Source organism: Mycobacterium sp. D16Q13 (assembly GCF_002013375.1).
In the GTDB taxonomy this organism is placed as follows: Bacteria; Actinomycetota; Actinomycetes; order Mycobacteriales; family Mycobacteriaceae; genus Mycobacterium.
The window spans coordinates 724,559-737,035 of the sequence record NZ_MAEW01000003.1; the positions used below are offsets into that span (position 1 = coordinate 724,559).

The window sequence follows — 12,477 nt, forward strand, 5'->3', positions numbered from 1 at the left end:
GCGGCGTGGACTTCACCCTTGCGCTGACCCCCGACCTGGTGGCCGTCTTCCTCACTCTGTTCGTGCTGGAAGTGGTCCTGGGCATCGATAACGTCATCTTCATCTCAATCCTCGCCAGCAAGCTCCCCATCGCCCAGCAGGCCAGGGCACGCAACCTGGGGCTAACCCTCGCGATGGTCATGCGCGTCGGATTGGTGTTTGTGGCCGGCTGGATCATCACCCTCAAGGAAGACGTTCTCGAACTTCTGGGCCATGGCTTCTCGATCAAGGACTTCATTCTGATCGCCGGTGGGCTGTTCCTGGTCTACAAGGCGGTACACGAGATACACCTCAAACTGGAAGGCACCGGAGAGGAAAGCGAATCATCCTCGGGCGTCACAACATTTAAGTCCGTGCTGGTGCAGATCCTGCTACTGGATCTGGTGTTCTCGCTCGACTCGGTAATCACCGCCGTGGGCATGACGAGCAATATGCTCGTCATCGTCACCGTGGTGGTGCTTTCCTTCGCGATCATGCTCTTCGCATCTCGCTTCGTCTTCGCCTTTGTCAACCGGCATCCGACGGTCAAGATGCTCGCGCTGTCCTTCCTGCTGCTCATCGGAGTGTTCCTCATCGCCGACGGCTTCGGCATCAAGATCGACAAGGCGATGATCTATGGCCCGATGGCCTTCGCCATTCTGGTCGAGGCCCTCAACCTCTTGGCTGCTGCACGGAAAGCCAGGCAGGACAATACGACTCATCGGCCGGTCGCTCTGCGGCCCACCTATCCGGGTGTCGACGAGTCCGTGGCGATCGCCGCGGCGACGTCAACGAGTCCGGACGCCGGCTCAGTGGGGTTGTCCCGAAAGCCGGTGGACGGCAAGGGCGGCGATTCCCGCGCCGGCCTTGGCTAGCGCGGCGCGAGCCGAACCCGAAGCTCCTCCAGGCCGCGCAGCGAGCTGTTGGTGGTCCAGCGGGGTGTCCCGTCGATCTCGATCCGATCCACGCGGGTGACCAGCTCGCGCAAGACCGCTTGCCCTTCCATGCGGGCCAGCCCCGCACCGAGGCACAGATGTATCCCCGACCCGAAGGCCACGTGCTGGCTGACCGGACGGGCTGCGAGGAACCGGTCTGGATCATCGAATTCGCGCGGATCGCGATTGGCCGCGCCCCATAACAGCGCTACCCGCGCACCCGCCGGGATCACCACGTCACCGACCGCGTAATCCTGTGTAGCCGTGCGATAGAAGTTCTGAATCGGTGAGGAGTACCGCAGCTGTTCCTCCACCGCTCCCGCGAGAAGCTTCGGGTCAGATCTAATGAGCTCATACTGATCCGGGTTCTCCGACATGGTGAGAAACATGGTGCTCAGCAGATTGGTGGTGGTCTCGTTCCCTGCCAGCAAGAGCAGCAGAGCGAAGTAGAACAGCTCGTCGTGACTGATCTCGCCCTCGCCGGCATCCGCGACGAGCTTGCCCAGCACGGTATCTGCTCCCAGCAGATTTCCCTTACCGAGCTGGGTCAGAAAGTAGTCATGCAGGTGCCGAAGCCCGTTGAGTGTCCCCGGAACCTGTCGCAGGCCCCTGGGACTGAACTCCACGTTCGCCACCCGCACGGTTTCGTTGGACCAGTGCCGGAAGAACGCCTCATCTTCGGGTGGAATGCCCAGGATGTGCGCGATCATCCGCATGGGCAGCGGAACCGCCAGGTGTTCGACGACATCGGCACCGGGGTGGTTGAGGAGTTCGGTCACCAGCTCGGTGGCCATCCGGTCCACTGTCGGCGCCCAGCCCTCCAGCGCGCCGCGGGTGAATCCCGGCAGCGCCTTGCGACGCAGCTCGGTGTGCCGCGGCCTGTCCATGTTCAGCAACACGGGTACGTCAAATCTGGCTCGCACCACGCCATCCCGGTTCGAGAGCAGCGCGTCGTTGCGCGCGGCCGCGCGCACGTCTTCATAGCGGCACAGAATGAAGATGTTGCGCTTCCGGTTGTAGTGCACCCGCTCACCGGAGAGCAGCGCACGATATCCGGGGTGCGGGCTGGCCGCGGTCGACGGATCCATGGGATCGAAGTCGGTTTCCGGCACACCCGGGAAAGAGCGACGTCGCACCCTGGCCCGCAACTCATCCGACGCGTTGGACATCAAGGACCGCACCACCGGCCTCGTCGTGGTGCGGACCAGCTGGGCGTCGTGTCTCATCGATGAGCCGCTGGCGCGAAGACCGCTCAGTATGGTCATTTCAAGTGCCCGACCAGCTCGCCCTCGGCACCGAACAACCTGTCCTGCCACTCATTCAGCAGCAGCGTGGTATCGACGTCATCCGGATGAAATCCCTTGCGCATGAACGGCTTCATATCCCGGTAGATGCCGCGGAACAGCGGGCCACGCACCATGCTGAAGGTTTCACGCAGCAGCCGCAACGGCTGGCGCCGGCCCACCGGATCGGTGGTGACGATCGAAATCCAGGAAGCCAGCGTGATCGTCGGCACGGCGATGGTCGAGAGAAACCGCATCATGCGGATGCGCAGTTCCTCCGATGCGCCGATCTCACGGTAGACGTCGAAGGCCACCGACTTGTGCTCCAGCTCTTCGAGCGCATGCCAATTGAGCATGTTCCGGATCTCCGGGTCCGAGAGCAGTCTCTGGATATCAGGACGCCCCAGGACATTCTCGGCGAATACCGCGGTGAAGTGCTCGGCGCCCACGGTGAAGGCCAGGAGCAGGTGCCGCAACCTGGTCAGTCGGTCCGGGTCGGGGTACTGCTTGTCGAGAAACTTCTCCATACGCTCGGTGCTCTGCAGGAAGTACTCGAACCATGCTGTGGGATAACCCATCTCAGCAAGCTGCTCGTTAAGCTCACGGTGCTGCAATCCGTGCGTCATTTCCTGACCGATAAACCCGGCCACTCTCTTTTTGAGATCGGGATCGGTGATCTTGTCCCGGTAGCGGCGCACCGATCGGACGAAGATGTCCTCGCCCGGGGGAAAGATCGCGGAAAGAAAGGCCACGGTGTGACTGAAGACGATGTCGTCCTGCGCGAAATGCTTCGGCCCCGCGGGCGTCTTTTCGAATCCGAACTGGATTCGTCGCGTCTTCGGATACGTGCCCTGGGCGGTCGCCACCATGGGTGAACCTCTCATCACTCGTCGTTGAGTTCCATCAATAACCGTAACGGAACTTTCCGTAACGGACAATGGGGTAATCTTTAACCCTGATGGAACTGACGATCGATCAGCTGGCACAGCGGGTGGCCATGACGGCGCGCAACATCCGTGAGTGGCAGACGCTCGGACTGGTTCCCCCGCCCGAAAAGCGGGGACGTATCGGCATCTACTCCGATGACCACGTGGCGATCATTAACCACGTGAAAAATCTTAAGTCCCAAGGCTTTCCGCTGGATGTCATCCGACGGGTCATTGACTCCGGCGGCGGCTCGGAGGACAGCGTGCGCAAGATGGTCACCGAGGCCCTCAGTCCCTTCGCCACCGGCGAGCCGGTGATCCTCCCCCGCGCCGAGCTGGTACAGCGCCTCGGCGAGGATGCCGACACCGCACTGGCCGAGGCGGGACTGCTCTCCGACATCGACATCCAGACGGTGTCGGTGCGGGATACCGAAACACTTGACGCCATCCAGCTGCTGGTGACCGCCGGTATGTCCCTGTCTCGCATATCCGAGACGCTCCGCGAAGTCGATCGGCTTCAGCACCAGATAGCCCAACTACTTCTCGGTGCCTACGTCGCCGACGTGTGGCAGCCCTTCACCGAATCCGGATACACCTCCACCGACTGGGAAACCATCGCCGATAATGCCTCGCGGGCAAAGCAGTTGACGGTCACGCTGGCCTCCCGGCTGTTGGCCCGTGCCCTGGACGACACCGTCGATCCGATTCTCTTGCAGCAGGCCGACGAGGCCGAGACGATGCTCAAGAGCACCCGCCCGGCCTCGTCGGCCTGAGCTCAGTCCACCTCGCCGCAGCCCCGGTCCAGGCCACGTACCTCGATGGGGCACCAGACCGCGCGGGACACCTCGGCGGCCCACTGCTGGGCTTCGGCCAGGGTGGGCACGTCGATGATGCTGAAGCCGCCGAGCTGCTCCTTGGTCTCGGTGTAGGGACCGTCGGTGGCGGTATGCCCAGAGGCGTTGGCGGTCACCATGGTCGCGGTGTCGGCAGGCTGCAATCCGGCCGCGAACAGCCACACACCCGCCTCCTGCATGCGCCGGGTGACTGCCTGCACATCGGCGCCGATGGTTTCCAGCGCGGCGGCGTCGGGCTGGACCGCCTCGGGCGGGTAGACGATCGAGAGTAGATAGCGGCTCATGTCAGGCCTCCTCGTCCTGGAAGGGGCGCACCTCGACGGGCTCCTCGCATGCCGCCGACCCCTCGGCAGCCCACTTCAGCGCCGCGTCCAGGTCGGGCGCGTTGATGATCCAGAAACCGCCGAGGTGCTCCTTGGTTTCCAGGTATGGGCCGTCGGTGGTGGTGATCTTGCCGTCCGCGCTGCGCACCACCGTCGCATCCGACGGTTCGGTCAGCCCGTTGGCGAAGACCCAGACACCGGCCTCCTTCATCCTCTCGTTGAGCACGCCAGTCTGTGCGTAGAGCCGCTGCACATCCTCGTCACTCCAATCGGCCGCGTTCTCCGCGTAACTGTGGACCGAGAGTAAGTACTGCTTCATGGTCGTCCTTTTCTATCCGTAGCCATCGATGGGCGCCCGTTCGGCTTCCCTTCAACCACACCACGAATAGACCTCCCCAGAATCGACACCTCATCGAAAATTCGGGAAGAGATCGCGAAAGATCGTGCTTGGAACCGCCTACTTAGGAGGCGCGCGTTCCGAGTTTGTTGTTCAGGTACTCCTGGCGGCAGGCTCGGCGTGCGATCTTTCCGCTGCTGGTACGCGGGATCGCGCCGGCCTGAACCAGCTGCACATCGGTGACCGGCAGTGTGTGCCGACGGGACACCGCGGCGCGGATCGCGTCGACGATGGGGCTGGGTTCGGCCCGCCCGGCTCCAGCGGCCCGCTCAGCGACGATGACCAATCTCTCCCCGGCGCCATCACCCGCATCGACGCCAACCGGCAACTCGTTGGCGGGCACCGAGAAGGCCGCCACGAAGCCGCGCCGCACCACCGGCGACGACTCTTCGACCGTGGCCTCGATGTCGTGCGGGTAGTGGTTACGGCCGTCCACAATCACCAGATCTTTAACCCGCCCGGTGATGTAGAGCTCGCCGTCGACATAGACACCAAGGTCTCCGGTGCGGAACCAGAGCGCGCCCGGTTCGGTACCCACGGCGTGACTGTCCTCGGCTACACGTTCCTGCAGCTTGTTATGGAAGGAGAGGTCTGTCTCTCTGGGCCGGCCCCAGTAACCGCGGCCAATGTTGTTGCCGTGCAGCCAGATCTCACCCACCTGCCCGTCGGGCAGCTCCGCCTCGGTGCCGGGATTGACGATGACAGCCCACTGGCTGCGGGCGATCTGCCCACACGACACTTGCGGCACCGCATTCTCGTGAGTGGCTTCCACGCGGACCGCATACCCTGCGCCTAGCTGTTCACGATCCACATAGATGACAGACGGCTCTGCCTCGGGGGCGATGGAGGAGACGAACAGCGTCGCCTCGGCCATGCCGTAGGAGGGCTTAATGGCGTTGGGCGGCAGACCATGTGGGCCGAAGGCTGCGTTGAACTTCCGGATCGAGGCAATGCTGACCGGCTCGGAACCATTGATCAGCCCCGCCACATTGCTCAGGTCTAGGGCTTCGCCGTCCTTCGGTAGGCCGCGCTCGGCGGCGAGCTCGAAGGCGAAGTTGGGGGCTGCTCCAAAGGTGCGGCCCAGGTGAGACGCGGCCGCCAGCTCCTTGATCCAGCGTCCGGGCCTGCGCACGAACGACATCGGGGACATCAGCGTCATCCGGCCTCCGCAGAGCGGGAACATGAGCATGAGCAGACCCATGTCGTGATAGAGCGGCAGCCAACTCGCTCCTCGGACATCGACATCCAGGCCCACCGAGATGACCATTTGCAGGACGTTGGTCATCACCGCACGGTGGGTGATCTCCACACCGGCGGGCACTCGCGTCGAACCCGATGTGTACTGCAAGTAGGCGATGTCATCGGTACTCGGCGTCACTCTGGCATAGGTCGCGCCCACCGAATTCGGCACGCCGTCGACGGCAAGTACCCGGGGGCGACGCTCGCGCGGCAGTCTTCGGACGAAGCTGCTGACGGATTCGGCGGCCGCTTCGTTGGTAAGCACGACCGTCGGTTGGGCGTCGGTAAGCACCGCGTCGAGCCGTTCGGCGTGCCCGGGAAGTTCCGGGGCGAAGAGGGGGACCGCGATGTTTCCGGCCTCGATGGCGGCGAAGAAGCCGATGACGTAATCAAGGCCTTGGGGCGCCAGGATCGCGACCCGGTCTCCCGGCTTGGTCACCTGCTGAAGCCGTGCCGCGACGGCACGGGAACGCGCACGAAGCTGTGGCCAGTTCAGATCGGACGGTTCGCCGTCCGGGTCGCTACTGAAGTCCACATAGCGATAGGCAAAAGTGTCGTGCTCGCCGTCGACAGCGCTCTCAAGATAATGGTTGACGGTGTAACCGTCCGGTAAGGAGATGGCGCCCGTCTCGTCCAGGTACTCCTCGACACGTAACCCTGTCACCAGCGCACTCATCCCAACCTCCGCGTAGCCGTAACCACGACAGCCGGACGACGAGTAGCCATGAATAAGCCATCACGCTTTGCTACGGTCCCGACCGAACGTAGATGGTACGTGACGTACCAGTAGCAAACGGTACTCGAAGTCCCACTAGGACGCCGTGTCTAAAAAGGCCCGAGAGCACATTGTTCACTGTGTGCTTTGACACCCCGGAGTAGTGATGTGATCGGTACGACCGATCGACGCCGGGCGTGGCCCATCTCCTGCCTGCAGCCTGGGAAATCCCTCAAGATTTTTCGGCATTCCCTTCCCGCCGGGCCGCTATTAGACTCGTGACAAATAGCATCCAGCGTCGGAGGCAGATATGCGCCCCAGGAATCGGGTCAAGTACTGGTCGCGGTGGGTGGCCATGCACGGCATCAGCCGCATCGGACTACTCACGCAGGTCCGGACGATGCCGTTGGCGGCGTTGTTCCTCAGCCCGGACCGAGCCGACAATCACTACCGGTACATCGAACAGATCCGGTCAGTCGGTCCGATCGCTCCGGCTCGCGCCACCGGCCTGGTCTTCACCGGCCTGGCGCAGACACGCGAGATCTTGCGGGACCACCGATTCATCACGATGGCGCCCAACAACATTCCCTCCCCCGTTCTGCCCCAGGCGCTCAGCCGGTGGATCTTCGAGAAAACCGAGCCCGGTCTGCCCAATCCGGTGGAGCCGCCCGCCATGCTGGCCGTCGATCCGCCCGAACACACCCGGTTCCGCAAGCTGGTATCCAAGGCGTTCACGCCGCGCGCGGTGAGCAAGTTGGAAGACCGCGTCCGCGAGGTGACACTCGAACTGCTCGAGAACCTGGAACGGCAAGAGCGCGCCGATCTGCTCGACGACTACGCGTCCCAACTACCGGTGGCGATCATCGCCGAGATGCTCGGCGTGCCGCGCGCCGACGCCCCCTTCCTTCTCCAATGGGGCAACCACGGAGCGGCGCTCTTGGATATCGGCATGACCTGGTCGGCGTATCGAGACGCCACCCAGGCGCTCGTGGAGATCGACCGCTACTTCGACGCGCACCTGATCCAGTTGCGCAGCGAGCTGGCGCAGGATCCCACCCTCGACGGCATCCTCGCGAGCATCGTGCGCGACGGCGATCTGAACGACCGCGAACTCAAGGCAACCATGGCACTGCTGCTCGGCGCCGGATTCGAGACGACGGTCAATCTCATCGGGAATGGCATCGTGGCTCTGCTGCGTCACTCAGAACAGCTGGACTATCTGCGGGAGAATCCGGAGGGGTGGCCGAACGCCGTCGAGGAGATTCTGCGCTACGACTCCCCCGTGCAGGTCACCGGCCGGGTAGCCACCGAAACAGTCGAATTCGAAGGGCACACACTGCCTGCCGGCTCTATGGCGGTGCTGCTGCTCGGTGGCGCCAACCGCGACCCGGCTGTTTTCGACGAGCCCGATGTCTTCGACGTCAGCCGCGCCAACGCACGCGAGCACGTGGCGTTCGGCAGCGGAGTACATGTCTGCCTGGGGGCGAGCCTGGCCCGGATGGAAGGAGTGGTGGCGTTGCAGTCGCTCTTCGAACGCTTCCCCGAACTCTCCCTGGCCGCCGATCCGACCCCCGGTAAGCATGTCAATCTGCATGGCTTCGGAAGCCTGCCGGTGAACCTCGGCCGTGCCCGGGTGCGGGCCAGCAGTTAATCTCGAGGCTGCTTGGTGTCCGCTTGGCATCGAGCGGGCCGACACGGGGATCGGACAGATGCACGACCGGATCAAACAGCGCACCCATTGGGCCGTGACGCATGGGATAGCCCGTGCGTACCTGAAAGTGCTTGCCCGCCGAGGTGAACCCGTCGCGCAGCTCGGAATCGACACCGCCCAGGCCGCGGGCATCTACGGCATCATCGACAAAATCCGCGGCCGCGGAAGGATGTCACAGTCCGGCGGTGGCTGGATCACCGCGGATGCGCAGATCGTCCGAACAATCTTCCGCGACAACCGGTTCGTCACCTTCAAGCCCGAGCACCGGTCCGCGTCGCCCATCATCAAGCGCCTGGCCGCGTGGAGCGACCCGCGGCTGCTCAATCCCGCCGAGCCGCCATCCATTCTGATCACCGACCCACCCGATCACGGTCGGCTGCGACGTCTTGTCGCCGCGCCATTCACTCCGCGCGCCATCGAGTCTCTCCGCGGACGCATCCAGGAGGTGACGAACGGCCACCTGGACGCGCTGGAACAGCGTCCTCACCCGGATCTGATCACCGATTTCACCGCGAAAATCCCCATCGCCGTGATCGGCGAGATGATCGCCGTACCTCCGCAGGACTACTCGCTCCTGTACACGGCCATGAATCGCGCGATCCAGCTGATCGCTACCACCGCACCGTCTTGGCGCCAATACCAGGATGGCACAGCGGCTTTACGGGAAATAGATGAGTACCTCGAGAAGCACGTCGCCCGGCTTCGCCGGGACGGAACCACGAGCGAACTGGCCGCAGGGCTTCTCGACAGTGATCTGAGCCATTTCGAGCTCAAGATGTTCTTCGCGGTGTTCCTGGGCGCGGGATTCGTGACCACCACGCACCTGATGGGCAAGGCGATAGTCACACTGCTGCGCCACCCGGAGCAGCTGGCGGCGCTACACGCCGATCCGAGTCTGTGGCCCAACGCCGTCGAGGAGCTCATGCGCTACGACACCTCGAATCAATGGTCCGCCCGCGTCGCCACCGAGACGGTCGAGATCGAGGGACACACCATCGAGGCGGGTCAGTCGGCGCTGCTGTTGCTCGGCGGGGCCAACCGCGACCCCGCCGCATTCGAGAACCCGGACGTCTTCGACATCACCCGCGCCAATGCGCGCGAGAACATCACGCTGGGCACCGGAATTCACGTGTGCCTCGGCCAGGTGCTGGCACGCGTCGAGCTGCACATCGCCCTGCAGTCGCTCTTCGAACGCTTCCCGCGCTTAGCGCTGGCAGGCGAGCCACAGTACTTCGACGGGATGGGTATTCACGGGCTGCGCAGTCTGCCCGTGACGCTGGGGCATTAACCGCAGGCGGGAACACCCTTGAACGCCAGCACCCGGCGCACCGACGCATTGATCGCGTCGCCGTTCAATTCACCTGCGTTGTAGGCCGATTCGAGACGGTCCAGAACAGAGCCGACCTTCTCGGTACTCACCCAGAGCGCCCAGTCGATGCCCGCCTTGATCGACTTGAGCACGGCCTCCTCGATCGGGAAGCGGTCGGTGATGGCAGCCATCGAGGACAAGTCATCGGTGAAGATCACGCCGTCGTAAGTCGGCGCTCCGTAGCCGGTTCCCTTGCGCAGCAAGTCGACTGCGGCAGCGCTCAGGCTGGCCGGGTCGTCGCCGGTCAGTCCGGGCACCTGCATGTGGCCGATCATCACGGCGGCACCGCTGGTCACCAGCGAGCGGTACGGCACCAAATCGGTGTCCCGCAGCTGCTCCAGCGGCGGGGTCACCACACCGTTGGTGTGCGAATCGCCCGAAGCGTGACCATGGCCCGGGAAATGCTTGACCACGGCGCCTACGCCGCCGGCCTGATATCCCCGCACGGCGGCCTCGGCGTACTCGGCGACCTTCTGCGGATCGCCGCTGTAGGAACGGTCGCCTATCGCGCCATCAGGGTCGCCATCGGTCACATCGGCATCGGGGGCGAAGTCGATGGTGATGCCGAGGTCCTTCATCTTCTGACCACGTTCCTGGCTGAGCGCCTGCACCTGTTCGGGGGTCTGGGTGGCGGCCAGCTCCCGGGCGGACGGCGACGGACCAATGAGGTCCTTCAGACGAGACACCCGGCCGCCCTCCTCGTCGACGCTCACCGCGGCCGGGATCGGCCCGGCGGTGACGACGTCGTGCAGGGAGCCGTCGGTCAGCATCTCCTTCTTGGTCCAGCTGCCGACGAAGATGCCGCCGACGTGGTGATCACGCACCAGTGCGCGGGCGTCGTCGGCGTCCTTGACGCCCACCATGAGTAGCTGCGCCAACCTGTCGCGGGTGCTCAGGCAGGCTAGATCGCCTGCGGGCGCGGCAGTGACGGGCGTCTTTGGTGCGGACGTAGCAGACTCCTTCGCGGGCTCCGGCGCGTTGCCGCCACAGGCGGACAGCGCCACCGCAACGAGACCGGTCAGTACTAGCCCTGCACGCATTCTCATGAGGCCATCGTGTCATGCGCCGGTGTCGAGCCGGGCCAGCCGGTCACCGAGGTACCCGCGGAATACCTCGTTATCCGTGAGTACCAATGCTTTTCGGTAGGCGTCCGCTGCCTCCCGATTCCGGCCGAGTCTGGTGAGCAGATCGGCGCGCGCGGCATGCAGTGGGTAGTAGGCGTCGAGATGCTGCCGCAGCGAGTCGATGGCATCCAGTCCGGCCTGCGCGCCGTCGCGTTCACCAATGGCCACCGCACGATTGAGGGCGACGACAGTGGTGGGAGTGAACACCGTCAGCTGGTCATACAGCGCGACGATCTGGCCCCAGTCGGTAAGCGCTGCCGAGGGAGCGTCGTCATGAACGGCATTGATGGCGGCCTGGATCTGATACGGGCCCGGGGCGTTGCGCCTCAGGCAGCGTCGTACCAGTTGGTGCCCCTCCTCGATCATCGCGTGGTTCCACCGCGTGCGGTCCTGATCGGCGAGCAGCACGAGCGCTCCGGCGCCATCGGTCCGGGCGGGACGGCGGGCCTCGGTGAGCAGCACCAATGCGAGCAGTCCCACGGCCTCGGGTTCGTCGGGCATCAGATCAGCGAGCACCCTCGCCAGCCTGATCGCCTCGGCGGACAGATCCGTGCGGGTGAGCGTGGTGCCTGAAGAGGCGGCATAGCCCTCGTTGTAGACGAGGTAGAGCGCGGCCAGCACCGATGACAGCCGGTCCGGCAGATCGTGATCCCCGGGCACTCGGTACGGAATACCCGCCGACGCGATCTTCTTCTTGGCTCGTGTGATGCGCGCGGCCATGGTCGATTCGGAGACCAGATACGCATGGGCGATCTCGGGCGTGGTGAGTCCGCCGAGTAAGCGCAGTGTCAGGGCGACCTGCGCCTCGGGGGACAGCGCCGGGTGACAGCAGGTGAAGATGAGCCGCAGGCGATCATCCTGCACCGGACCCACCTCCTGGGGTTCCGGTTGCTCCTCGTCGAGAGCCGTTGCCTCCCTGGACAGTTCGTCGCGCCGCCGGTCGCGCCGCAGTTTGTCGATGCCGCGGTTGCGGGCCGTCGTGGTGATCCACGCGCCGGGATTCGGCGGTATGCCGTCCTGCGGCCATTTCGCGATGGCTACCTCGAACGCTTCTTGTACGGCGTCCTCGGCGAGGTCGATGCTGCCGAAGTAGCGGATCAAGGTCGCCACGGTGCGGCCGTACTCCTCGCGGAAGATCCGGCCTATCTCGTCGTGCGCCACGGGTCAATGGTGCCTCTCAGGTGTCGTGTGTCCTATCAGGACCACGAACAGCAGGTATCTCAATCGACAGCGCGCGACAATTGACCCCATGGCCTATGACGAGGACCTCGTGGAGCGCATCCGTGAAGTGATCGCGGCAACGAAGGGTGTCACCGAGAAACGGATGTTTGGCGGCCTCGCGTTTCTGGTGGACGGGCACATGACGGTCGCCGCGAAACGCGAAGGCGGACTACTGGCCCGCTGCGATCCCCACGACACCGAGGCCCTGACGGCCAAGAAGCATGTGAGCCGGATGGTGATGGGTGGGCGCGAGATGGATGGCTGGTTGAGCATCGACGCCGAGGGTGTGCGCACCAAGCGACAGCTGGAGCCGTGGGTGAAACGGGCACTGGCCTTCGCCGGGTCGCTTCCACCCAAGTAGA

At 64.3% G+C, this 12,477-nt stretch carries 12 protein-coding genes; 5 read left to right on the forward strand and 7 right to left on the reverse strand.

Annotated elements, in window-relative coordinates:
* Positions 1 to 5 precede the first annotated feature (5 nt).
* Positions 6 to 893: a TerC family protein gene (locus tag B4400_RS06220; protein WP_078307415.1), complete on the forward strand. Its 888-nt coding sequence runs from the start codon at positions 6 to 8 to the stop codon at positions 891 to 893.
* Here B4400_RS06220 and B4400_RS06225 read toward each other — a convergent pair.
* Together B4400_RS06225 and B4400_RS06230 are read right to left on the reverse strand one after the other, a co-directional pair.
* Positions 890 to 2,218, reverse strand: coding sequence for a cytochrome P450 (locus B4400_RS06225; protein ID WP_286142054.1), 1,329 nt, complete (start codon positions 2,216 to 2,218; stop codon positions 890 to 892). The two genes, B4400_RS06220 and B4400_RS06225, sit on opposite strands and share 4 nt — an antisense overlap.
* Positions 2,215 to 3,105, reverse strand: coding sequence for a metal-dependent hydrolase (locus B4400_RS06230; protein WP_078307152.1), 891 nt, complete (start codon positions 3,103 to 3,105; stop codon positions 2,215 to 2,217). The genes B4400_RS06225 and B4400_RS06230 overlap by 4 nt, the downstream gene beginning before the upstream one ends.
* Before the next feature lie 89 nt (positions 3,106 to 3,194).
* On the opposite strand from B4400_RS06230, the gene B4400_RS06235 reads away from it, so the two are divergent.
* Positions 3,195 to 3,935 carry a MerR family transcriptional regulator gene (locus tag B4400_RS06235; RefSeq protein ID WP_078307150.1) on the forward strand — a complete coding sequence of 247 codons (741 nt, stop codon included), beginning with the start codon at positions 3,195 to 3,197 and terminating at the stop codon, positions 3,933 to 3,935.
* A 2-nt stretch (positions 3,936 to 3,937) separates the two neighbouring features.
* Here the strand turns inward: B4400_RS06235 and B4400_RS06240 are convergent, their stop codons facing one another.
* From B4400_RS06240 to B4400_RS06250, 3 genes are all read right to left on the reverse strand, one after another.
* Positions 3,938 to 4,300: a YciI family protein gene (locus B4400_RS06240; RefSeq protein WP_078307148.1), complete on the reverse strand. Its 363-nt coding sequence runs from the start codon at positions 4,298 to 4,300 to the stop codon at positions 3,938 to 3,940.
* A 1-nt stretch (position 4,301) separates the two neighbouring features.
* A complete protein-coding gene (locus B4400_RS06245) occupies positions 4,302 to 4,658 on the reverse strand; it encodes a YciI family protein (protein WP_078307146.1) in 357 nt (118 codons plus the stop codon).
* Between the two features lie 142 nt (positions 4,659 to 4,800).
* Positions 4,801 to 6,651 carry a fatty acyl-AMP ligase gene (locus B4400_RS06250; protein ID WP_078307144.1) on the reverse strand — a complete coding sequence of 617 codons (1,851 nt, stop codon included), beginning with the start codon at positions 6,649 to 6,651 and terminating at the stop codon, positions 4,801 to 4,803.
* 349 nt (positions 6,652 to 7,000) lie between these two features.
* On the opposite strand from B4400_RS06250, the gene B4400_RS06255 reads away from it, so the two are divergent.
* The gene (locus tag B4400_RS06255; protein ID WP_078307142.1) at positions 7,001 to 8,341 is read left to right on the forward strand and encodes a cytochrome P450; all 1,341 of its coding nucleotides are present in this window, start codon (positions 7,001 to 7,003) and stop codon (positions 8,339 to 8,341) included.
* Between the two features lie 58 nt (positions 8,342 to 8,399).
* On the forward strand, positions 8,400 to 9,689 hold the full coding sequence (locus B4400_RS06260) for a cytochrome P450 (RefSeq protein WP_078307140.1): 1,290 nt from the start codon (positions 8,400 to 8,402) through the stop codon (positions 9,687 to 9,689).
* Here B4400_RS06260 and B4400_RS06265 read toward each other — a convergent pair.
* Together B4400_RS06265 and B4400_RS06270 are read right to left on the reverse strand one after the other, a co-directional pair.
* The gene (locus tag B4400_RS06265; RefSeq protein ID WP_078307138.1) at positions 9,686 to 10,810 is read right to left on the reverse strand and encodes a glycoside hydrolase family 3 N-terminal domain-containing protein; all 1,125 of its coding nucleotides are present in this window, start codon (positions 10,808 to 10,810) and stop codon (positions 9,686 to 9,688) included. The genes B4400_RS06260 and B4400_RS06265 overlap by 4 nt on opposite strands.
* 18 nt (positions 10,811 to 10,828) lie before the next feature.
* A complete protein-coding gene (locus B4400_RS06270; protein WP_078307136.1) occupies positions 10,829 to 12,055 on the reverse strand; it encodes an RNA polymerase sigma factor in 1,227 nt (408 codons plus the stop codon).
* Positions 12,056 to 12,143: 88 nt separating this feature from the next.
* Between B4400_RS06270 and B4400_RS06275 the strand changes: the two genes are divergently transcribed.
* Positions 12,144 to 12,476, forward strand: a complete 333-nt coding sequence (locus B4400_RS06275) for a TfoX/Sxy family protein (RefSeq protein ID WP_078307134.1) — start codon at positions 12,144 to 12,146, stop codon at positions 12,474 to 12,476.
* Position 12,477: the final 1 nt, after the last annotated feature.

What these genes read in the sequence shown, in the direction of transcription:
- B4400_RS06225 (WP_286142054.1), bottom strand. Translation starts at nt 2,218, where the DNA reads ATGACCATACTGAGCGGTCTTCGCGCCAGCGGCTCATCGATGAGACAC.
- B4400_RS06230 (WP_078307152.1), bottom strand. Translation starts at nt 3,105, where the DNA reads ATGGTGGCGACCGCCCAGGGCACGTATCCGAAGACGCGACGAATCCAG.
- B4400_RS06235 (WP_078307150.1), top strand. Translation starts at nt 3,195, where the DNA reads ATGGAACTGACGATCGATCAGCTGGCACAGCGGGTGGCCATGACGGCG.
- B4400_RS06240 (WP_078307148.1), bottom strand. Translation starts at nt 4,300, where the DNA reads ATGAGCCGCTATCTACTCTCGATCGTCTACCCGCCCGAGGCGGTCCAG.
- B4400_RS06245 (WP_078307146.1), bottom strand. Translation starts at nt 4,658, where the DNA reads ATGAAGCAGTACTTACTCTCGGTCCACAGTTACGCGGAGAACGCGGCC.
- B4400_RS06250 (WP_078307144.1), bottom strand. Translation starts at nt 6,651, where the DNA reads ATGAGTGCGCTGGTGACAGGGTTACGTGTCGAGGAGTACCTGGACGAG.
- B4400_RS06255 (WP_078307142.1), top strand. Translation starts at nt 7,001, where the DNA reads ATGCGCCCCAGGAATCGGGTCAAGTACTGGTCGCGGTGGGTGGCCATG.
- B4400_RS06260 (WP_078307140.1), top strand. Translation starts at nt 8,400, where the DNA reads ATGCACGACCGGATCAAACAGCGCACCCATTGGGCCGTGACGCATGGG.
- B4400_RS06265 (WP_078307138.1), bottom strand. Translation starts at nt 10,810, where the DNA reads ATGCGTGCAGGGCTAGTACTGACCGGTCTCGTTGCGGTGGCGCTGTCC.
- B4400_RS06275 (WP_078307134.1), top strand. Translation starts at nt 12,144, where the DNA reads ATGGCCTATGACGAGGACCTCGTGGAGCGCATCCGTGAAGTGATCGCG.